20 protein-coding genes are annotated in these 19,897 nt (G+C 61.6%); 13 read left to right on the forward strand and 7 right to left on the reverse strand.

The annotated features are described in order from the left end of the window. Positions 1–9 precede the first annotated feature (9 nt). Positions 10–834 (forward strand): PhzF family phenazine biosynthesis protein, encoded by an 825-nt coding sequence (locus KCG45_RS05610; protein ID WP_218316076.1) that lies wholly within the window; start codon positions 10–12, stop codon positions 832–834. An 18-nt stretch (positions 835–852) separates the two neighbouring features. On the opposite strand, the gene KCG45_RS05615 is transcribed toward KCG45_RS05610, so the two are convergent. After that, the gene (locus KCG45_RS05615; RefSeq protein WP_218316077.1) at positions 853–1,989 is read right to left on the reverse strand and encodes a serine hydrolase domain-containing protein; all 1,137 of its coding nucleotides are present in this window, start codon (positions 1,987–1,989) and stop codon (positions 853–855) included. A gap of 35 nt (positions 1,990–2,024) precedes the next feature. On the opposite strand from KCG45_RS05615, the gene KCG45_RS05620 reads away from it, so the two are divergent. Then, on the forward strand, positions 2,025–2,366 hold the full coding sequence (locus tag KCG45_RS05620) for a hypothetical protein (protein ID WP_218316078.1): 342 nt from the start codon (positions 2,025–2,027) through the stop codon (positions 2,364–2,366). Positions 2,367–2,394: 28 nt separating this feature from the next. On the opposite strand, the gene mnmA is transcribed toward KCG45_RS05620, so the two are convergent. Beyond that, on the reverse strand, positions 2,395–3,579 hold the full coding sequence (mnmA, locus tag KCG45_RS05625) for a tRNA 2-thiouridine(34) synthase MnmA (RefSeq protein WP_218316079.1): 1,185 nt from the start codon (positions 3,577–3,579) through the stop codon (positions 2,395–2,397). A 177-nt stretch (positions 3,580–3,756) separates the two neighbouring features. On the opposite strand from mnmA, the gene KCG45_RS05630 reads away from it, so the two are divergent. The 8 genes from KCG45_RS05630 to KCG45_RS05665 all read left to right on the forward strand — a co-directional run bounded on the left by KCG45_RS05630 (position 3,757) and on the right by KCG45_RS05665 (position 12,486). Continuing rightward, positions 3,757–4,128 carry a hypothetical protein gene (locus KCG45_RS05630; protein WP_218316080.1) on the forward strand — a complete coding sequence of 124 codons (372 nt, stop codon included), beginning with the start codon at positions 3,757–3,759 and terminating at the stop codon, positions 4,126–4,128. Continuing rightward, positions 4,125–4,424, forward strand: coding sequence for a CtrA inhibitor SciP (gene sciP / locus KCG45_RS05635; protein ID WP_218316081.1), 300 nt, complete (start codon positions 4,125–4,127; stop codon positions 4,422–4,424). Before KCG45_RS05630 ends, sciP begins: the two co-directional genes overlap by 4 nt. A gap of 134 nt (positions 4,425–4,558) precedes the next feature. Then, on the forward strand, positions 4,559–4,825 hold the full coding sequence (locus KCG45_RS05640; RefSeq protein ID WP_218316082.1) for a GlsB/YeaQ/YmgE family stress response membrane protein: 267 nt from the start codon (positions 4,559–4,561) through the stop codon (positions 4,823–4,825). Positions 4,826–5,083: 258 nt separating this feature from the next. Next, on the forward strand, positions 5,084–6,274 hold the full coding sequence (locus KCG45_RS05645; protein WP_218316083.1) for an efflux RND transporter periplasmic adaptor subunit: 1,191 nt from the start codon (positions 5,084–5,086) through the stop codon (positions 6,272–6,274). A gap of 87 nt (positions 6,275–6,361) precedes the next feature. Continuing rightward, positions 6,362–9,880: an efflux RND transporter permease subunit gene (locus KCG45_RS05650; RefSeq protein WP_218316084.1), complete on the forward strand. Its 3,519-nt coding sequence runs from the start codon at positions 6,362–6,364 to the stop codon at positions 9,878–9,880. Positions 9,881–10,009: 129 nt separating this feature from the next. After that, positions 10,010–11,230, forward strand: a complete 1,221-nt coding sequence (locus KCG45_RS05655) for a DUF445 domain-containing protein (RefSeq protein WP_218316476.1) — start codon at positions 10,010–10,012, stop codon at positions 11,228–11,230. Positions 11,231–11,276: 46 nt separating this feature from the next. Then, positions 11,277–11,759, forward strand: coding sequence for a flagellar biosynthesis repressor FlbT (locus tag KCG45_RS05660; RefSeq protein ID WP_218316085.1), 483 nt, complete (start codon positions 11,277–11,279; stop codon positions 11,757–11,759). Positions 11,760–11,820: 61 nt separating this feature from the next. Next, on the forward strand, positions 11,821–12,486 hold the full coding sequence (locus tag KCG45_RS05665) for a sigma factor (protein ID WP_218316086.1): 666 nt from the start codon (positions 11,821–11,823) through the stop codon (positions 12,484–12,486). A gap of 86 nt (positions 12,487–12,572) precedes the next feature. On the opposite strand, the gene KCG45_RS05670 is transcribed toward KCG45_RS05665, so the two are convergent. Both KCG45_RS05670 and KCG45_RS05675 read right to left on the reverse strand, forming a co-directional pair. Continuing rightward, positions 12,573–13,505: an electron transfer flavoprotein subunit alpha/FixB family protein gene (locus KCG45_RS05670; RefSeq protein ID WP_218316087.1), complete on the reverse strand. Its 933-nt coding sequence runs from the start codon at positions 13,503–13,505 to the stop codon at positions 12,573–12,575. 34 nt (positions 13,506–13,539) lie between these two features. Next, on the reverse strand, positions 13,540–14,286 hold the full coding sequence (locus KCG45_RS05675; protein WP_218316088.1) for an electron transfer flavoprotein subunit beta/FixA family protein: 747 nt from the start codon (positions 14,284–14,286) through the stop codon (positions 13,540–13,542). Positions 14,287–14,530: 244 nt separating this feature from the next. Between KCG45_RS05675 and KCG45_RS05680 the strand changes: the two genes are divergently transcribed. Continuing rightward, positions 14,531–15,076, forward strand: coding sequence for a DUF6265 family protein (locus KCG45_RS05680; RefSeq protein ID WP_218316089.1), 546 nt, complete (start codon positions 14,531–14,533; stop codon positions 15,074–15,076). On the opposite strand, the gene KCG45_RS05685 is transcribed toward KCG45_RS05680, so the two are convergent. Both KCG45_RS05685 and sucC read right to left on the reverse strand, forming a co-directional pair. Continuing rightward, on the reverse strand, positions 15,077–15,529 hold the full coding sequence (locus KCG45_RS05685) for a GFA family protein (protein ID WP_255547966.1): 453 nt from the start codon (positions 15,527–15,529) through the stop codon (positions 15,077–15,079). Between the two features lies 1 nt (position 15,530). Further along, positions 15,531–16,730: an ADP-forming succinate--CoA ligase subunit beta gene (gene sucC, locus KCG45_RS05690; protein WP_218316091.1), complete on the reverse strand. Its 1,200-nt coding sequence runs from the start codon at positions 16,728–16,730 to the stop codon at positions 15,531–15,533. A 116-nt stretch (positions 16,731–16,846) separates the two neighbouring features. Here sucC and KCG45_RS05695 point away from each other — a divergent pair, with 116 nt between their 5' ends. Further along, the gene (locus KCG45_RS05695; protein WP_218316092.1) at positions 16,847–17,623 is read left to right on the forward strand and encodes a 3'(2'),5'-bisphosphate nucleotidase CysQ; all 777 of its coding nucleotides are present in this window, start codon (positions 16,847–16,849) and stop codon (positions 17,621–17,623) included. A gap of 63 nt (positions 17,624–17,686) precedes the next feature. Here the strand turns inward: KCG45_RS05695 and KCG45_RS05700 are convergent, their stop codons facing one another. Continuing rightward, entirely contained in the window at positions 17,687–18,385 is a 699-nt protein-coding gene (locus tag KCG45_RS05700) for a YiaD family glycine zipper/OmpA-like lipoprotein (protein ID WP_218316093.1), read from the reverse strand. A 171-nt stretch (positions 18,386–18,556) separates the two neighbouring features. On the opposite strand from KCG45_RS05700, the gene KCG45_RS05705 reads away from it, so the two are divergent. After that, positions 18,557–19,858, forward strand: a complete 1,302-nt coding sequence (locus KCG45_RS05705) for a hemolysin family protein (protein ID WP_218316094.1) — start codon at positions 18,557–18,559, stop codon at positions 19,856–19,858. Positions 19,859–19,897 lie beyond the last annotated feature (39 nt).

A 19,897-nucleotide genomic window follows, 5' to 3' on the forward strand; every position in this document is an offset into this window, starting at 1 on the left:
CAAAGCGCGATGACGCAGCAGATTCCCTACTGGCATGTCGATGCCTTTTCACGCACCCCCTTCGGCGGCAACCAGGCGGCTGTCATGGTGCTGGACGAGTGGTTGCCCGACGACGTGCTCGTGAAGATCGGCGCGGAGAACCTGTTCGCCGAAACGGCCTTCGTCGTTCGCGACACGACCGGGGAGGCTGATTGGGAACTGCGCTGGTGCACCCCGACCTACGAGATTGCGCTGTGCGGCCATGCCACGCTTGCAAGCGGGCATGTCCTGCTGGAGCGCGATGGCGGCGATGCGGTGACCTTCCGAACACGCAAGTCCGGCATCCTAGAAGTGCGCCGGCACGGCGACGGATACGAAGTCGGATTGCCCGCGACCGCGACTGCACCGGGCGAAAGCGAGCAAGCGGCACCGCTGATGGGTGGCAATCCAGTCGCGATCTACCGTCCGACCGGCGCGGAGATACGCTACCACATCTTCCTCTACGAAACCGAGGCTCAGGTGCGCGCGCTCGACCCGCAAATCCGCGCCTTAGGCGAACTCGGCAACGACCAGTTTATCGCGACCGCTGCGGGCGACCCCGGCTCGGGTTACGACTGCGTGAGCCGCGTCTTCGTGCCCGGCGGCGGGGTCGACGAGGACAGCGTGACAGGCTCCGCTCACTCGCTGCTCACCCCGTTCTGGGTCGAACGGCTCGGCCGCAACAACCTCAGCGCGCATCAGGCGAGCGCGCGAGGCGGCGATCTCTCGCTGCGGCTCGCTAAGGGAGAGGGGGGCGACCGCGCATGGCTTGGCGGGCCGTGCGTAACGGTGGTGGAGGGGACCTTCCTGCTCTGACCAAGTGCCCGCGCTGCTTCAGCGCATGGGATACAGATCGGCGATATCAAACAGTTCGGCCAGCATCTTGAACCGCTCGGTCCGGTTCGAATGACCCAGCCTGACGAGAGTGATCCGCTGATCCGGGCTGATCAGGACATACTGGCCCATGTGCCCGATCGCAGCGAACATCGTTTCCGGCCCCCGGTCGGCCACATCCTTGTCGCGGTCGATCCCGCTCTCCCGGTTGAGCCAGGTCTGGTAGCCGTAAAACCCGCTCGCCGGGCTCGGCGTGATCATCGCGTCGATCCAACGGCTGGGCACCAATTGTTCGCCCTCGGGTGAACGCCCGCTGCGCCGCAGGAACTCGCCAAACTTGGCCCAGTCGCGCGCGGTTGCGTGCATCAGGCTGCCACCGATCAGGGTTCCGGAGGCGTCGTATTCCAGCACCATGCTATCCATGCCGAGCGGTTCGAACAGCCGCTCTTTCAGAAACTCGTCGACGACGGTCCGCCGCGTTTCCGGATCGCTGCTGTTCGTGAGCGCGCGCGCGGCAATATCGGCGAGGATGACGGTGGTGTTGGACGAATATTCAAACTGCTCGCCAGGCTCCGCCTCCAGCGGTTGCTCTTTTGCCCAGCGCGCCATGTCGTCGCGCCCGTCGAGAAACAGCATGCGCACTTCTGACGAATCGTAAGGCGGATCGCCCGCTTCGGTATGGCGCAGCCCACTGCGCATCTGGAGCAGATGGCGAAGCGTGATTTCCGCTCTCGGATCGCCAGGGCGCTGCCACATCGGCACCGGCGCAGGATCGCCCACGGTCAGCTTGCCATCAGCGACCAGCATCCCGACCAGAACGGCGGTGACTGTCTTCGCCATCGACCAGCTGACAAACCGGGTGTCTTGGTCATACCCTTCGGAATATCGCTCGGCCGCCAGTTCGCCATCCGACATCAGTACGATCGCCCGGGTTTCGCCGAGTTCATCCTGCGTGAACAATTCATCGATCTCGCGTGCGAGCTGGTCTCTTGGCGCCCCGGCATCGGGCATGACCGCCTGCAAGGCTTCCTCGCTCAGCGAAGGGGGTGCAGCAGGCGGCGCCGAACCGCACCCCGCCAACGAGGCGGCAAACATTGCGGAGGAGGCAAAACGAAGCATCGAGGCGCGATCAGTCATTGCGCTCTCAATTCCCCAAGGATAATCGAAGCGCAATGGCAAATGCGAAACCATCCATCAAATCCCGCGCGCTTAAGTGGTTGTTGCTGCTGGCGGCGGCGGGCATCGCTTTTGCGCTCTACTCTTTCCGCGCTCCCATTGGCGGATACGCCGAAGTCGGCTCGTCCTATGCCGCGCGGGTCGCGTGCTCGTGCCGGTTCGTCGCCGGCCGCAGCCTCGAGGATTGCGAGAAGGACAAGCTGGGCGGGATGGAACTCGTCACGCTTTCCGACGACGCGGAAGCGCAAAGCGTAACGGCTCGCTTCCCCCTTATTGCCAGCCACACGGCGACATACCGCGAAGGGTATGGCTGCGTGCTCGATAAGTGGGAGGGGTGAGGCCCGCTTCCCTCGGCGTTACTGCGAGTTATGCGGTAGCTTCATCTTGCGCGACTGAGCGGGTCGAATCGATCCAGCCGCCACCGACCACGCGCTCTTCTGCGTAGATGACGGCGGCCTGACCGGGTGCCACGCCGAATTCCGGAGTCGCGAACTTGAGCCGCATGGACGCACCGTCGCCCATCGGCCCCTCGATCTCGACAGGCACCGGTTTGGCGAGGCTTCGCACCTTGGCCGTGAGCGGCACGTCAGGCAGGTCGCCGATTCGGTTCGTCTCGATGATTTCGGCGCTCTCGACGCCGAGCAGCCGCTTTGGCCCCACGCGCACTTCGCGCGCATCGGCATCAAGGCCAATCACATAGAGCGGTTCGGGCTGGCCGCCGATATCGAGGCCCTTCCGCTGGCCAACCGTGAAGTGCACGATCCCCTTGTGCTCACCGAGCAAAGCGCCGGTTTCGGCGTGGACGATATCGCCCGGAACGCCGCCTTCGGGCCGCAGCTTCGTCACGATCTTCGCGTAATTTCCGTCGGGAACGAAGCAGATGTCCTGGCTGTCCGGCTTGGCCGCGTTGCGCAGACCTGCGGCTTCGGCGAGCTGGCGCACCTGCGCTTTGGGAAGGCCGCCGAGCGGGAAGCGGATATAGTCGAGCTGCGCCTGCGTGGTCGCATACAGAAAATACGACTGGTCACGCGCCGGATCGAGCGCGCGATAAAGATGTGGCCCCGTGCTCGTTTCCACGCGCCGAACATAATGACCGGTAGCTAGGCAATCGGCACCAAGCTCGCGCGCCATGCGAAACAGGTCGGTAAACTTGGGCCCCATATTACAGCGGATGCAGGGCACCGGGGTTCGGCCCGCCAAATATTCACCGGCAAACTGTTCGACGACATCCTCGCGAAAGGCGCTTTCGTGGTCGAACACGTAATGCGCAATGCCGAGCCTGTCGGCTACCGCGCGGGCATCGCTGATATCATCACCAGCGCAGCACGCGCCCTTCCGACCCGTGGCCGCGCCGTAATCGTAAAGCTGCAGTGTGATCCCGATCACTTCCGCACCCGTATCAGCGGCGAGCGCGGCCACGACCGACGAATCCACGCCTCCGCTCATCGCGACCACAATGCGGCATTCGGATGCCGGGCGGGGCAGATCGAACAGCGAGGCGGTATCGAGCCCGAATGTCGGGCTGGCCTTGAGCGGAGCGGCGGTTGTCATGGGATGCGAGTCCTTGTGCGCGCATATAGGAAAGCGCGCGGCGTTGCGCCAGTCCGGTCGTTTTCAGGCAAATTCGCGACGAACCGACTATGCAAACGAGATGAGCCGCGTTTTCCCTAAGGTCCGGTAAACAACGGTTTTACCACATCTTGACGTTCCGGGAATATATGATCGGGAATGTTCGAAAAGACCGATCCTGTCTGGCTTGATTTGAAAGGCGATGATTTCGGCGGCGAAATGCTGATCGGAAATCACGACGCTGCGGTTTCGCGCGGCGGAGACGCCCTGCGCGCAGTCGAGTGGAGCGACCTGACCGCAAAGCTCAGCGCGGCGCGCGATTTACGGCGCGTGCTAAGGCGCGATACCAAGTTGAACATCGCCGGGGGCGGCGCGAGCTTCGGCGATGCCGCGGCAACCTATTTTCGATCTCTCGAACAGGGGGAACGTGCTGTTAACCATGATGCTTTAGAGCCCTGCAAATCTTCGCAAGCCATAGGCCGTAGCTCCGAAGAATATGCGCAGGAAGGCGATGCAAGAGACATTAGATGATTGAGAATCAAGACATCCGCCCCGCACAGGTAATCGGCCCATTGGGTGAGCCGCTGACGATCGACGACCTGCCATCGCCCAAGACGAAGCGCTGGGTGGTGCGCCGCAAGGCCGAAGTGGTGGCCGCGGTGAATGGCGGCCTGCTCACAATCGACGAAGTGCTGGAGCGGTACGGCCTGACGCTGGAAGAATTTGCATCCTGGCAGCGCGCCGTGGACCGTTCGGGTATGCAGGGCCTTCGCGTTACGCGGATCCAGCACTACCGCGACCTTTACGAGCGCCAGCTGAAATATTGATTTGCGCCCATATTTGGCGTTTTCGGCCCATATTCTCTAAAAACCTCCTCCATCTCATTGCAATGATGGGAACAGGCCTGCGCGCTCCACGTTGAGTGGCCGCAAGCTTTTGAAAAATACAGGAGGAATGGGTTATGGGTTGGATTATCGCATTGATTGTGGGCGGTGTAGCCGGTTGGCTGGCAAGTCTGGTGATGAACCGGGATGCCTCCATGGGCATTTTCTGGAACATCGTCGTCGGCTGCATCGGTTCCGTTATTGGCAACATGATCGCAGGCCCGCTGCTGGGCATTTCCGGCAGCGTGCAGGAATTCTCGATCATCGGACTGATCGTCGCCGTCATCGGTGCGGTCGTCCTGCTCGGTATCGTGAACCTCATCCAGCGGGGCCGCGTACGCTGACGCAGACGTAGTGGTCGCGGATTGCAGCGACCGACCGAATTAAGGGGCGGTGCAGCACATTGCTGCGCCGCCCTTTTGCTTTGCGAACAGGGCACCGGAGGGTATTGTCTTTCGTCTAGGCTCAAAGTCGTCAGTCGAAGCTTGGATTGCGGCAGACGCGCGCGTGGCCTAAGAGCCACTTGCACTCGGTGACTTATGCCGATAACACACTAAACGACGAAGAGTGGGCATTTCACAGCCCGTTTGAGGCCGCAGGCAATGAATTACGAGACAACAATCAAGTCTGAAGTCGCTGATAGCGTGCCTGCGGATATCGCGGAGGCCAATGCTGAGCGCACATCCGGCAGGGGCCGGAAACTGCTTATCGTGGGCGCGATCATTTTCGGCCTCCTGTTGGCAATCGCCGCGTATTTCGCGCTTGCCGGCGGAGAGCCCGCCGCGGTCGGCGACGATAACGATCAGGCCCCGGTCGTGACCGTTATCGCTCCCGGTACCACGACGATCGACGGTGTCATCGAGGCGCCTGGAACCATCGCCGCGCGCCGCGAACTGCCGGTGGGCATCGTGGGAGAAGGCGGGCGCGTTGTGTCTGTCCCTGTCGATGCTGGCGACTGGGTTCGCGAAGGGCAGGTTCTTGCGATCATCGACCGCTCCGTTCAAAATCAGCAAGCCGCAGCGCAGGCAGCGCAAATCGAAGTGGCCAAGGCCGATGCGAGCCTGGCGCAGGCCAATCTCGACCGCGCATTACAGTTGGTGGAACGCGGATTCGTGTCGAAGGCGGATGTCGACCGGCTGACGGCAACACGCGATTCTGCCGAAGCGCGGGTAAAGGTTGCCCAAGCGCAATTGTCCGAACTGCGCGCGCGAGCAGCGCGTCTGAGTGTGGTTGCGCCGGCATCGGGCTATGTGCTTGAGCGCAATGTCGAACCGGGGCAGACGGTTGGCGGCGGCAGCGCGGCCTTGTTCCGCATTGCGCGCGGCGGCGAAATGGAAATGCTCGCCCAATTGGGTGAAACTCAGCTCGCAACCCTGTCGCAAGGTGTTGTTGCGAGCGTGATTCCGACCGGCACCGAAAAGGTTTTTGAAGGCCAGGTCTGGCAATTGTCGCCGGTCATCAACCCGCAGAGCCGGCAGGGAACGGCGCGCATTGCGTTGTCCTATGCTCCGGAGCTGCGCCCTGGCGGATTTGCTACGGCCCTGATCAACAGCGGCAGTCTGACTGCCACGGTTCTGCCCGAAAGCGCGGTCTTGTCCGATGAGAACGGCAGTTTCGTATACGTCGTGGGCGAAGACAACACCGCGACGCGCCGCGACGTCAAGACCGGCATGGTCACAGCCAACGGCATCGCGATTATGGAAGGTCTATCCGGCGACGAGCTGGTCGTGCTGCGAGCCGGCGGGTTCCTCAATCCGGGCGAAACAATCAAACCGCGTCGTGAAGCCGCCTGACGAGGCCAAACCCCGGGCTTCGGCGGCATAGGTATCTGGTCTGGATAAGTTCGAGGCTGGCGAAACAAAGAGACTGATAGAAAAGACATGAATTTCAGAAATCTCTCAGCCTGGTCGATCCGCAATCCAGTCATCCCGCTGGTGCTGTTTACCGCGCTCCTGTTCGCCGGGATCGTCAGCTTCCTGCGGATGGACGTGACCAACAATCCCGACGTCGATTTTCCTGCCGTCATCGTCAGCATTTCGCAGCCCGGTGCGGCGCCGACCGAAATCGAAAACCAGATCACCCAGCGCGTGGAAAGCGCGCTACGTTCAATCAACGGCGTCAACTCGATCCAGTCTACCGCGAGCGAAGGCAATTCCCGAACGTTCGTCGAATTCGAGATCGGCACCGAGATAATCGAAGCTGTGAACGAAGTCGAAACCGCGATCGACACCGTCCGCGGAAGCCTGCCGGACGGGATCCTCGAACCGCGCGTATCGAAGGTGAATGTCGCCGGCGATGCGATCGGTTATATCGCTGTCGAAGCCGACGACATGACAATCGAGCAGCTCAGTTGGTTTATCGATGACACCGTGGCCAAGCGGCTGCTGAAAATCGAAGGCATGGCCGAAGTCACGCGTTTCGGCGGTGTGAACCGCGAAATCGAAGTGATTCTCGATCCCGCGAAGATGCAGGCGCTCGGCGTTACGGCATCGCAAATCAATTCGGTGCTTCGTGTCTCTAACATCAACGCCGCAGGCGGCCTTGCGGAAGTCGGCGGCACACGCCAGTCGCTCCGCGTCCTTGGCAATGACGACACCGCATTCGAGCTTTCGCAGCGTCAGATTCAGCTTGGTGGCGGGCGGACGATCCGTCTTGCCGATGTCGCCCGTGTGCGCGACGGCTTCGCCGAGCGCACGTCGATCAGCGAGGTTGGAGACCGCGAAGTCGTCAATTTCTTCATGAACCGCGCGCGCGGCGCTTCGGACCTCACGGTGTATGAAGCCGCGCTTGCTGAAATGGATCAGATCGAAGCGGAGACCGAAGGCATCCGTTTCATCCGGATGTTCACGAGCACGACCTACACCGAAAGCCAGTATACGAGCTCGATCAAGGCTCTGATCGAAGGCGCCGTGCTGGCCATCGTCGTCGTGATGCTGTTCCTGCGCGATTGGCGCGCCACCTTCATCAGCGCGGTTGCGATCCCGCTTTCCGCGATCCCAACCTTCTTCTTCATGGACCTGCTCGGGTTCAACCTGAACTTCCTGTCGCTCCTTGCACTCGCGCTGGTGGCTGGCGTGCTGGTCGATGATGCCATCGTCGAAATCGAGAACATCGTGCGCCACATGCGCATGGGCAAGACGCCCTATCAGGCGAGCATTGACGCTGCCGACGAGATCGGGCTGCCGGTTGTCGCGACAAGCTTCTGTATCGTTGCGGTGTTCCTGCCGGTGGGTCTGATGCCAGGTATTTCCGGGCAGTTCTTCCAGAATTTCGGCCTTACCGTCGTTGTCGCGGTGCTGATGTCGCTCGCCGTTGCGCGTATGATTACACCGCTCATGGCGGCGTATTTCCTCGCGTCCAAGGGGCATGCTGCCCACGGCGAAGGTCCGCTGATGGACCGATATATGAGCGTGCTCGGCTGGACGCTCAATCGCGGCAAGCTGGTCGCCAAGCGCCAGGGCCTTCCCGGACCGCGCTCGCGGCTGCTCTATACCCTCACACTTCTATTCGTGACGCTTGCGATCCTCGCGGCGACTGCGGTGACCATGTTCGTGAGCTTCGGCGCGATTTCCGAAATGGACATCCCGACTCGCGCCGCTGCAGCGGTATCGAGCGACCCCAATGGCTGGCCGTATTTCCTCGTATCGAAGCTGTTCGATATTGTTCTGGTGCTGTTCGTTTCGGCGCTGGCCTTCACGGCAGGATGGCTGGTTTTCAAGCTGTTCGAACTAAGCTCCAGAGCCGGTGGGCGCTTTGGTCAGACCGGTGCATATCTCGCGGCGCGTTTCTACGACCACCGCGTCTGGATGCTCGGCGTTGGCTGGTTTTCTTTGCTCGTTACAATCCTTCTGTTTGGTCAGATCCCGGCGCAATTCCAGCCTACCATCGACGATGAAAATTCGGCCGTCGAAATCGAGATGGTGCCGGGCACCACGCTCGCCGGGACCAAGGTCGTGTCAGACCGCGTCTACGCGCTGCTCGAAGAACAGCCAGAGATCGAGCGCATGCTGCAACGCATCCGTATCGGCGATTCGACAATCTTCATAAAACTCGCCGATGATCGCGAGCGTACATCGATCGAATTCGAGCGCGACCTCGCGCCGCAGCTGGCACAGATACCCGATGCCCGCGTCCGCTTCCGTTCGCAGAGCGGCGGGTTCGGATCGGGCCGCGATATCACGATCCTGCTCGCCGGGTCCGATCCCGAGCTGCTGGACGAGACGGCCTCGACCCTGGTCGAGCAGATGAAGGGTCTCGATTCGCTCGTCGCGCCGCGGATCAGTGCAGACCTCAATCGCCCTGAAATCCTCATCACGCCGCGCGAGGAAATCGCCGCCGAACTGGGCGTGACCACGGTTGCACTCAGCCAGACGATACGCATCGCGACACTGGGTGAAATCGAGCAGAACGCCGCACGCTTCTCGCTCGCCGACCGCCAGATTCCGATCACCGTCAAGCTGTCCGAAGACGCCCGCGGCGACCTGACGACCATTGAGAACCTGCCTGTTCAAACCGCGAGCGGTGGCACCGTACCGCTCAGCCGGGTTGCCGATATTTCCTTCGGATCGGGTCCGACCACGATCCAGCGCTACAATCAAAGTCGCCGCGTACTCGTCGGGGCCGATCTGGCGTCCGGGATTCTCAAAGGCGAAGCCCAGCAGCAGATCGATCAGCTTCCAATCCTCGCAAACCTTCCGACAGGCGTCGTCCGGGACGTGGTGGGCGAAGACGCGTGGCAGCAGGAATTGCAGCAGAACCTCGTGATCGCGATCATCGCCGGTGTGCTGCTCGTGTTCGCGTGCCTCGTGCTGCTTTACAAGCGCCTGATGAGCCCGCTGGTCAATATGACCTCGCTGGCGCTCGCCCCGCTGGGCGGTATTCTGCTCGTTTGGCTGTTGGGCATGGCACAATCGATGCCGGTTTATATCGGCATTCTGCTCCTCTTGGGCATCGTTTCCAAGAACTCGATCCTGCTGATCGACTTCGCGATCGAAGAGATGGCGCGCGGGACCGATCAGATCGAGGCGATCATGGAGGCCGGGCACAAGCGCGCGCAGCCGATCGTGATGACGACCGTGGCGATGACGGCGGGCATGGTCCCCACGGCGATCTCGCTGTCAGGGGATGGTGCATGGCGTCAGCCGATGGGCATCGTGGTGATTGGCGGTCTGATACTTTCGACCATGCTGACGCTGGTTATCGTGCCGGCGGGCTTTAGCCTTGCCGATTCGTTCGAACGGCGAGTCGGTCCATGGCTGCGCGAGCGGATGCTCACATATAAGCCGGGTGATGACACCAAACCCCGCGGCGCCGCTGAACCGGTGGCCGATCGCCCCTATTCCGGTAAGCCGCAGGCCCCGCCAGCCGAGATTCCACCCGGTGCCGAGCCGGCGGAGTAATACCGTAAAGTCTACGCGGACCCTGTTTTTAGCCAAGGTTTTCAGGCAGAGGGCGCGGTGATGAATGATGCGCGCGCAGTACCTCTGATATTTGGCGGCGAACCGCTGTCTGCTGACCGCGCCCGCCGGATGCGCTGGACAGCGACGGGATTGCTGGTCGCGATGGCCGTGCTGTTCTTCACAACGCACGGCCTGCTCGGCAATCATCCCGCCTGGGGTTACGTCAATGCATTCGCGGAAGCTGCAATGGTCGGCGGGCTGGCCGACTGGTTCGCCGTCACCGCCTTGTTCCGGCACCCTTTGGGCCTGCCGATCCCGCACACGGCGATCATCCCGCAGAACAAGGACCGGATCGCCGACACAATGGCGCAGTTCCTGCGCGAAAACTTCCTCACGCCGGCAGTCGTCGCCCGGCGAATGTCGGGGATGAACGTCGCCCGCGCAGTCGGCGATTTCCTGATGGCCAGTCCGGAGGGTTCCGGCCCCGATACACGCTCGCGGATCACCGGCGGCGCGGCAGAGCTGCTCGCCGAGGTGCTCGAATCGCTTGATCCCGACCGGCTCGGTAATCAGGTCCGCTCGGGCCTAGCAGGCCAGCTGGCGAAGCTGGACATATCGCCGCTTGCGGGCCGCATGCTGGAAAGCGCGATGACCGATCAGAGGCACCTGCCGCTGATCGACGGTATCATTCGCTGGGCCGGCCTGACGCTTGAAGACAATGAGGAGACGGTCAAGGAGATCATCCACAAACGCGCCAATGCCGTGCTGCGTTGGACCGGTCTGGACGAACGCATTTCCTCAAGCGTGCTGGATGGGCTCTACAAACTACTTGCCGAAGTGCTGGTCGATCCAGACCATCCTCTGCGTTACAAGATTGAGGAAGGTCTCGAGAAACTCAGCCAGGATCTCCAGCACGATCCGGTAACCCGTGAACGCGTCGAGGAAATGAAGCGCGATCTCATCGAGAACCCGGCGGTGGCCGAATGGTGGATGGGTGTGTGGGAACGGATCCGTCGCTCCTTGATTCGCCGCGCACGCGAATCCGACAGCGGGCTGGGAGAGGAAATGCGGAAAGGCCTCGCCGATCTCGGTGCGGCCTTGAGCAAGGATGAGCGGCTGCAATTGCAGATCAACCGCTTCGCGCGCCGGACAGCGGTAGGGATCGCCACCCGCTATGGGACGGAAATCGTCACGCTGGTATCCGAAACGGTCAAGCGGTGGGACGCGACCACGATCACGGGGCGGATCGAGAGCGCGGTAGGACGCGATCTGCAGTTCATCCGGATCAACGGAACTCTCGTCGGCGGTCTGGTCGGGATGACTTTGCACTTCATCACGAGCTTCCTTTAAACGGACCAGTGCCCGGTTTGCGCATCTGCATCCTATAATATGATGCATGACGCGAACGGAACTTCCCAAGCCGAAAACGATTGAGCTCCAAGCCGGGGCCCAGGCGGTGGTGAATGGTGCGCTGGTGACGGCACGCTCGCCGTGCATTCTGGACATCGGATCAGGCGCGTGCGTGCTGGCCGGGCGAGCGCTCTGGCGCGAATACGGCACAGAGAGCAGTCCCCATGAGGAACTCTATTTCGCGGTTCTGGAGGCTGCGGCCGATCCGGAGAGTTTTGCGGCGGCCCAGTACAGTCTTTTCACTCTGCTCGCGCAGGTCGTGACATTCGATCGGACCCACGCATCGCAGCTTGAATGCGCGTTTTGCGCCTCGGCGCTCATCGCGGGACAGACGAAGGACGCAGTCGCGAGCGCTGCCCGGCTTGCGACGAGACATGTCGAAATGCAGCCGAGGGTTTCCAGCGTTCCCGGGGTCCCGCCGCGAAAGCGAGACCGGCCCGTTACACATGAGATACGCGGTCAACCGTAGTGCGATGAGAACACCGCGCTAGGCGGCCTGCGATACGTGCCCTCATAGGAGGGATGAGTTCATGGCCGGAGAGAATGCAGTACCGCGCGGACCGGGCGGGGCGATCGAGCGGATTGCGCATCGGCTTTCGGCAGGGTCAGGCACCGCCTACGGCAGCACGGGGCGCGACCAGGCATTCGTGGAGCTTCTGGCTCTGCTCGCCCCGCGCATCGCGGGCATGATCCGGCGCTACGGCCTTTCCGATATGCGGGATGATGCGGAGCAGGTCGCAGCGCTCGGTGTGCACCGTGCTCTCGCGACCTATGATCCGGCCAAGGCCAGCTTCTCCACGCACGCGACGTGGCAGATTCGCGGTGAGCTTCAGGGCCTCCGCCACCGCATGCGTCTGGATCAGAGGCGTGGCGCGCGCCGGACTGGTATCAGAACCGTGTCGATAGAGGCCTTGCAGGTGCGCTCCGCACTTGGCGTATCCGCGCGCGATTTCGAAGTGGTGGATGAAAGCGCGCTGGAACGGTCAGAGCGCGCAGCGAGCGATAGCCTGACGCACATTGTGGTGGATCAATTGCTGGAGCGCCTGAGCGCGCCCGAACATGAACGCGCCATCGTTATCGAGTATCTCTTTGAACGCGAACTCAAGCCGGCGGAGGCGGGCCATCGCAGTTCCGAGCAACGACGCCAGATCGTGCGGCGCACGTTCCGGAATTGCGCAAAGATCATGCAGCGATGAGAAGCCGCCAAAGAAAAACCTCCGCCGCGCATCGTCGCGCAGCGGAGGTTTCTACATAACAACAACCGGACCGAAGGCCCGCGATCTTACAGCGCGTTCGTCAGCTCGGGGACCGCATTGTAGAGATCCGCCACGAGGCCGATATCGGCGACCTGGAAAATCGGTGCATCTTCATCTTTGTTGATCGCAATGATGACTTTCGAATCCTTCATCCCGGCGAGGTGCTGGATTGCGCCCGAAATGCCGATGGCGATGTAGACTTCCGGCGCGACGATCTTGCCCGTCTGGCCGACCTGGTAATCGTTCGGGACGTAGCCCGCATCGACAGCGGCGCGCGATGCGCCGATGGCTGCGCCGAGTTTATCGGCGAGCGGGTTGATGATCTGCTCGAAGGTTTCGCTGTCCTTCAGCGCGCGGCCACCTGACACAATGACGTTGGCGCTGGCCAGTTCGGGCCGGTCGCCGCCATCGGCGACTTCGCGGCTGACGAAGCTGGAAAGGCCTGCATCACCAGGTCCACTCGCATCTTCGATTGCAGCCGAACCGCCTTCGGTCGCGGCCTTTTCGAACGCCGTGCCGCGCACGGTGATGACAAGCTTGGGATCGCTCGATTGCACGGTCGCGATCGCATTGCCGGCATAGATCGGGCGGGTGAAGGTCTTATCGCCTTCGACCGAGAGAATGTCCGAAATCTGCATCACATCAAGGTGGGCTGCAACGCGCGGGGCGATGTTCTTGCCGGATGTCGTGGCAGGAGCGAGGAAAGCGTCGTAGCCATCCATCAGGCCAGCGACGAGCGGCGCGACGTTCTCTGCAAGAAAATCACCGTATGCCGCGTCGTCGGCCTTCAGCACCTTGGAAACGCCCGCGATCTTGCCGGCTTCTTCAGCAACCGAAGCGCAATCGTTTCCGGCGACGAGAGCGGTCACTTCGCCGATCTGACCGGCAGCGGTAACCACCGCGAGGGTAGCATCATTGACGCTGTTGTTGTCGTGTTCGACCAGAACCAGAGTGTTCATGTCTGTCTATTCCTTTCGTGCTCGCGGGGGCGCCTCAGGCGATCCCGAGCGCCTTGATTTTCTCGACCAGCGCGGCGACGTCTTCGACTTTTTCGCCGGCCTGACGGACAGGCGGTTCGGCGACGTGAGTGGTGGTGAGACGCGGTGCGATATCGACACCGAAATCGCCCGGTGTCTTGGTATCGAGCGGCTTCTTCTTCGCCTTCATGATGTTCGGCAGCGAAGCGTAGCGGGGCTCGTTCAGGCGAAGGTCGGTCGTGACGATTGCAGGAATCGTCAGCTTCACCGTTTCAAGACCGCCATCGATCTCGCGCTTCACGGACACGCTGTCGCCGTCGATTTCGATTGTGTTGGCGAAGGTGCCCTGTGGACGGCCCATCAGCGCAGCCAGCATCTGGCCGGTCTGGTTGCTATCGTCTGAGATCGACTGCTTGCCCAGCAGGACGAGTCCCGGCTGTTCTTCATCGGCAATCGCTTTGAGGATTTTCGCAACAGCGAGCGGTTCGACCTCTTCGTCGGTTTCGACGAGGATCGCGCGGTCCGCGCCCATTGCCAGTGCGGTGCGCAGTGTTTCCTGCGCTTTTGCCGGGCCGATGGAAACGGCCACGATTTCTTCGGCCTTGCCCGCTTCCTTGATTCGGATCGCCTCTTCGACCGCGATCTCATCGAACGGATTCATGCTCATCTTGACGTTGGCAAGATCAACGCCCGAGCCATCGGCTTTCACGCGCGGTTTCACGTTGTAATCGATCACCCGTTTAACGGGGACGAGGATTTTCATGGTTGTTCCTTCCTTTGGCCTTCCCATTGGCCGTTTCCCGGCCTTGTATGGCAAATTCGTGTGCCGCCGCCCTAGCTTGCGTTTACGTAAACGTCAATCAAGGTGGGCGCCGATTTCGCGCCGGAGAACCGGCGTTCTTGTGCTACGTGTCTCGCGCTGGCCTGCGGCGAGGTCAAGCCTGCATTTTGTTCAGTTTCGCGCTAGAATTGCGTAATCCGAAACGGAGATGAAGGGAGAGCTTGCAATGTCTGCAATTCGTCGGGCTATCGGGACGTATGTGGCGGCAATCGCCCTGACCGGATCTGCCGCAGCGCAAAGCGGATCGCCGGAGACGCGGCTTGGCGAGGAGGGTTTCGAATCGCCTGCTGCAACGCTTGAGCAAACCGATTGGTTGATCGGGCAATGGTCGGGAACCGGCATCGGCGGCGCGCCTGCAATGGAAAGCTGGCTTCCGCCGAGCGGCGGGACGATGGTCGGCACCTTCGTACAGGAAACCGCTGAAGGGGCGATCCAGTTCACCGAGCATCTGTACCTGATGGAGGAAGATGACACACTTGTCCTCCGCCTCAAGCATTTCAACGCGGACCTCACCGGTTGGGAGGAGAAAGACGGGATGTTGACTTTCCGACTTCTCGCTATCGAGCCTTGCGCAGCCTATTTTCACGCGCTGACATTGCGCTGCGCCGATGCGGATATGCCGGGCGAGGGCCTCGTCGCGGCGGTGCGCATGAAGAGCGAGCCGGAGATCGAGGAACTGGTGTTTCGATTCGGGCGTCTGCGGCCGGATTGATCAGGCCGGTCGGCCGCCCCAGCTTGCATACTCTCTCGTGAGAGCGAAGAACGCGTCGGTATCGGGCGCGTCGGTGAAACGGCGGGTTGCACCCGTCGCGGCACCGGGAATCCCCTGGTCAAGATAGAACTCTGCAAATGGCGGAAAGTGTTCGGGCCGCTCAAGCATGGGGGTTCGGATGTTGACCATCGCATTCAGCCCTTCGGGTCTTGTGAAAAGCCAGCTTAGACAGGACTTGCAGAAATAATGCCGGGTCGGCCCTTTCAAACCGCCGAGCACGGTTTCACCTGCGAGAGATCGAAAGCCCTCCTCGCTGTACAACGCGCTTAGCGAAAACGCGCTCCCGGTCATTCGCTGACAACCTTCACAGTGGCATGCTGCGGTGAGGAGCGGCGGTCCTTCGACCTCGAACTGCGCCTCACCGCATCGACAATGCCCGTGATGGATCGTCAAATCACGCCGCCTGTTTCACCTCGGCGACGATTTTCTTCGCTGCGTCGCCCAGGTCGTCTGCACTGACGATCGGAAGGCCGGAATTGTTCAGGATTTCCTTGCCTTTCGCGACATTGGTACCTTCCAGGCGGACGACCAGCGGTACGGAAAGGTTCACTTCCTTGGCTGCAGCGACGATGCCATCGGCGATGATGTCGCACTTCATGATCCCGCCGAAGATATTGACGAGAATGCCTTCGACCGCCGGGTCTTTCAGGATGATCTTGAAGGCGGCCGTCACCTTTTCCTTGGTTGCGCCGCCGCCCACGTCGAGGAAGTTCGCCGGGAATGCGCCATTCAGCTTGATGATGTCCATCGTCGCCATGGCAAGGCCCGCGCCGTTGACCATGCAACCGATATTGCCGTCCAGCTTGATGTAGGCGAGGTCGTATTCGCTCGCCTCGACTTCGGCCGGGTCTTCCTCGGTCTCGTCGCGCATCTCTTCGATCGCAGGATGGCGATAAAGCGCGTTGCCGTCGAAGCTCATCTTGGTGTCGAGCACGAGCAACTGCTCATCCTTGGTTTCGACCAGCGGATTGATTTCCAGCATCTCGCAATCGAGCGAAGTGAAGGCTGAGTAGAGCTGTTTTGCGAGTTTCTGGCATGCCTTGTTAAGCGCGCCCGACAGACCGAGCGCGAAAGCGACCGAGCGGCCATGATGCGGCATGAAACCCTGCGCCGGGTCGATCGTGATCGTGGTGATTTTTTCAGGCGTGTTGTGCGCTACGTCTTCGATGTCCATCCCGCCTTCGGTCGAGGCGACCATCGCGACTTCGCCGCTGGCGCGGTCGACCAGCATGGCAAGGTAGTATTCGCTTTCGATATCGACGCCGTCGGTGACGTAGAGGCGGTTCACCTGCTTGCCTTCTTCGCCGGTCTGGATCGTGACCAGCGTGTTGCCGAGCATGTCCTTCGCATCCGCTTCGACGGCTTCGATCGATTTGGCGAGCCGCACGCCGCCCTTGGCATCCTCTGGCAGTTCCTTGAACTTGCCCTTGCCGCGTCCGCCTGCATGGATCTGAGCCTTCACAACATAGAGCGGGCCGGGCAGTTTCTTCGCAGCGGCAACCGCCTCTTCAACCGTGAGGGCGGCATGGCCATCGGGAACAGCGATACCGTGTTCCTTGAGCAGTTCCTTGGCCTGGTATTCATGGACATTCATGGCAGCGTGATCCCTTTGTGTTGATCGCTGTGGAGAGAGACTCGTGTTGACGAACGCCCTAAGGGGGTTGGGACGACTTGAAAAGTGGTGAGAGTGCCTTCACGACAGCGCCTCTCATGATTGACAGGGATCACCTTCTCGAAATCGTCCGTGAAGCGGGCAGAATTGCCCATTCGCGCTGGCCAGGCGATGGGCATGCCTTGCAAAGCTGGGACAAGACGCCCGGCGATCCGGTCAGCGAATCCGATCTGGAAGTGGACCGTTTTCTGCGGCGCGAGCTTGGCGCATTGCTTCCCTCTGCCGGATGGCTTTCGGAAGAAAGCATCGACGACAAGGCCCGGATGGGCAGCGACCTTCTGTGGCTGGTCGATCCGATCGACGGCACGCGCGATTTCGTCCGCGGGCGGTCAGGATGGGCGATATCGGTTGCACTGGTCAGCGCGGGTAAGCCGCTGATCGGGATACTGGTTGCGCCAGCACGCGGTGAGGAATGGTGCGCCGTCGCAGGGCAGGGCGCTACGCTCAACGGCGCCACGCTGGTCGCCAGCAAGCGGACCGAATTCAGAGGGGCACGGGTGCCGGTTGACCAATTGCCGAGTGCCGATTCGGACCTGGTCGCCGTCGAGAAACCGAACTCTATCGCCCTGCGCATCGCGATGGTCGCGGATGACCGCGCCGATTTGGTCGCGACCTTGCGATGGGGCTTCGAATGGGATGTTGCCGCCGCGACATTGATCGCGCGAGAGGCCGGGGCCGAGGTGTCGGACGCATTCGGCAAGCCGCTCGCATATAACAAGCATGATCCGCGCGATTTCGGGGTGCTGGTATGCTCGCCGGGTATCCACGAAGCCGCTGTTGCACGGCTGGCGCAGAGAGCGGCAGAGCTGCGATAGCGCCCAACGAATAAGGGCCAGCCCTCGCGGACCGGCCCTTCTCTTGTCGTGGCTCAAAAGCGATCAGTTGCCAGAGCGCGCGGCGTTCACATCGTCCTGCGTCACGGGCGTGATCTTGATCTCGACCCGGCGATTGAGCGGCTCGTTTACGCCATCCGCGGTCTTGATCCGCAGCGAATCGTAATCTTCACCGAAACCACGCGTCTCGATCCGGGCGCGCGACACACCGCGGCTGGCAAGATAGCTTGCAACCGCATCGGCGCGCTGTTCGGACAGACGCTGGTTGAGAGCGGCCGAGCCGGTCGTATCGGTAAAGCCGTACACGTCGATCAGGCTGTTGGGGTACTGGATCAGGCTGTTGGCGACCGTGTTGAGCGTGTCGTAGAATCCGGGATTGATGTCGGCCGATCCGCTTGCGAAGGTTACGCCATCGGGAAGGCGCACGAGGATCGCATCCTGATCGCCCACTTCTTCGACGTCGACGCCGCTGCCTGCGGTCTGTTCATCGAGTTCCTTGATCTGGTCATCGAACTGCTTGCCCACGACCGCGCCGGCGCTGCCGCCGATGCCTGCGCCGATGATCCGTGCAGTGTTCCCGCCAACGACCCCGCCGAGCAGATAGCCGAGCGTACCGCCAACGCCTGCGCCGATTGCAGTGCGGGAGACTTTCTGTTCGCCGGTGTTCGGATCGGTCACACAGGCGCTCGTGCCCAACAATGCGAGAGCAGCGGTGCCCGAGAGCAGTATACGTGTTGTTTTCATTGTCATTTCCTCCACGAAAATAAAGGTCTTCGTGACCAATCAATTACCGGACAAGCAACACGTTCCTGAAAAGATTGGGCCCGACCGCGCGCCGTACGGGGTCGATCGGTCCACAGGTCGCGACACGAACACCGGCTGGCAAGCTGCGGCATTTGTGCTAGCGAATCGCGGGTGACACCATTTCCCTGGCCAGACCTGTTCATCATCGCGGGATTGATCGTGCTCAATGGCGTCTTCGCCATGTCCGAACTCGCGATCGTTTCGGCCAAGACGTCGCGGTTGAAGGCCCGCCGGGAAGAAGGCTCGGTCAGCGCGCGGATCGCGATCCGCCTGGCGGAGGAACCCGGCAAATTCCTCAGCACCGTCCAGATCGGCATCACCTTGATCAGCATCATTGCGGGCGCGTATTCGGGGGCAAGCCTGGGCGGTCCGCTGGGTGAGCGGCTGGTGCTTCTGGGCGTGCCTGCAGACATTGCGACAGATGTCGGGTTCGGCATAGCCATCGCAATCACGACCTATTTTACGCTGGTGGTTGGTGAGCTTGTGCCCAAGCAGTTGGCGCTGAAATCGGCCGTACCGATTGCGCTCGTCATGGCGCGGCCGATGGCATGGCTGGCCCGGATCGCGGCTCCGCTCGTCTGGCTGCTCGACAAATCGTCTGCCGCGCTCATCGCTCTGTTCGGCATCCGCTCCAAGGGGCAGAATTCGGTCACGGCGGAAGAGCTGCAGATGATCTTTGCCGAAGCGACGCGGTCCGGCGTGATCGAGGAGGAGCAAAGTCAGATCCTGACCGGAGTGGTCCGCCTCGCCGAAAGACCAGTGCGCGAGCTGATGACGCCAAGGACCGAGATCGACTGGATCGAAGCCGATGCGGATGGCGACCAGATCAGGCAAGCGATCGAGAACAGTCCGCATTCGCTGCTTCCGGTTGCCGAAGGCGCACCCGATGCGATCCTCGGCATCGTCAAGGTGCGCGAAGTGCTGGGCGCGCTGATCGCGGGCGAACCGGTGGTCATCCGGGACATGATGCACAAGGCGGAGGTGGTCCCCGACCAGCTCGACGCGCTGGATGGCCTCCGGGTGCTGCAATCCTCCGACATCGCCATGGCCGTCGTGCATGACGAATACGGGCATTTCGAAGGCATCGTGACCCCGGTTGATCTTCTGACCGCCATTGCCGGAAACTTTGCAAGCGACCTCGATCAGGGGGACATGCCGCAGATCGTCGAGCGCAAGGATGGATCGCTGCTGGTGTCAGGTGCCCTGTCGGCCGATGCGCTCGCCGACCGGCTGCGCCTCGATTACGGTGAAGACCGCGAGTTCGGCACGGCGGCCGGTTACGCGCTGTCCGTGCTCAAACGCCTGCCAGTGACCGGTGAGACTTTCAGCGATCAGGGATGGCTTTTCGAGGTGGTCGATATGGACAACCGCCGGATCGACCAGATGCTCGTGCGCAGGGAAGCCGAGGAATAGCTTCGGCGCTATGCGAATCGGGTGCGCGGGCCGAGGGTC

The organism is Erythrobacter ani, from assembly GCF_019204025.1.
Lineage (GTDB): Bacteria > Pseudomonadota > Alphaproteobacteria > Sphingomonadales > Sphingomonadaceae > Erythrobacter > Erythrobacter ani.

Excerpts from the sequence above, each read along its gene's own strand:
- sciP (WP_218316081.1), top strand. The coding sequence starts at position 4,125 with ATGATTGAGAATCAAGACATCCGCCCCGCACAGGTAATCGGCCCATTG.
- sucC (WP_218316091.1), bottom strand. The coding sequence starts at position 16,730 with ATGAATGTCCATGAATACCAGGCCAAGGAACTGCTCAAGGAACACGGT.
- KCG45_RS05610 (WP_218316076.1), top strand. The coding sequence starts at position 10 with ATGACGCAGCAGATTCCCTACTGGCATGTCGATGCCTTTTCACGCACC.
- KCG45_RS05645 (WP_218316083.1), top strand. The coding sequence starts at position 5,084 with ATGAATTACGAGACAACAATCAAGTCTGAAGTCGCTGATAGCGTGCCT.
- KCG45_RS05680 (WP_218316089.1), top strand. The coding sequence starts at position 14,531 with ATGTCTGCAATTCGTCGGGCTATCGGGACGTATGTGGCGGCAATCGCC.
- KCG45_RS05640 (WP_218316082.1), top strand. The coding sequence starts at position 4,559 with ATGGGTTGGATTATCGCATTGATTGTGGGCGGTGTAGCCGGTTGGCTG.
- KCG45_RS05670 (WP_218316087.1), bottom strand. The coding sequence starts at position 13,505 with ATGAACACTCTGGTTCTGGTCGAACACGACAACAACAGCGTCAATGAT.
- KCG45_RS05660 (WP_218316085.1), top strand. The coding sequence starts at position 11,277 with ATGACGCGAACGGAACTTCCCAAGCCGAAAACGATTGAGCTCCAAGCC.
- KCG45_RS05700 (WP_218316093.1), bottom strand. The coding sequence starts at position 18,385 with ATGAAAACAACACGTATACTGCTCTCGGGCACCGCTGCTCTCGCATTG.
- KCG45_RS05675 (WP_218316088.1), bottom strand. The coding sequence starts at position 14,286 with ATGAAAATCCTCGTCCCCGTTAAACGGGTGATCGATTACAACGTGAAA.
- KCG45_RS05665 (WP_218316086.1), top strand. The coding sequence starts at position 11,821 with ATGGCCGGAGAGAATGCAGTACCGCGCGGACCGGGCGGGGCGATCGAG.
- KCG45_RS05630 (WP_218316080.1), top strand. The coding sequence starts at position 3,757 with ATGTTCGAAAAGACCGATCCTGTCTGGCTTGATTTGAAAGGCGATGAT.
- KCG45_RS05655 (WP_218316476.1), top strand. The coding sequence starts at position 10,010 with ATGCGCTGGACAGCGACGGGATTGCTGGTCGCGATGGCCGTGCTGTTC.
- KCG45_RS05615 (WP_218316077.1), bottom strand. The coding sequence starts at position 1,989 with ATGACTGATCGCGCCTCGATGCTTCGTTTTGCCTCCTCCGCAATGTTT.
- KCG45_RS05650 (WP_218316084.1), top strand. The coding sequence starts at position 6,362 with ATGAATTTCAGAAATCTCTCAGCCTGGTCGATCCGCAATCCAGTCATC.
- mnmA (WP_218316079.1), bottom strand. The coding sequence starts at position 3,579 with ATGACAACCGCCGCTCCGCTCAAGGCCAGCCCGACATTCGGGCTCGAT.
- KCG45_RS05620 (WP_218316078.1), top strand. The coding sequence starts at position 2,025 with ATGGCAAATGCGAAACCATCCATCAAATCCCGCGCGCTTAAGTGGTTG.
- KCG45_RS05695 (WP_218316092.1), top strand. The coding sequence starts at position 16,847 with ATGATTGACAGGGATCACCTTCTCGAAATCGTCCGTGAAGCGGGCAGA.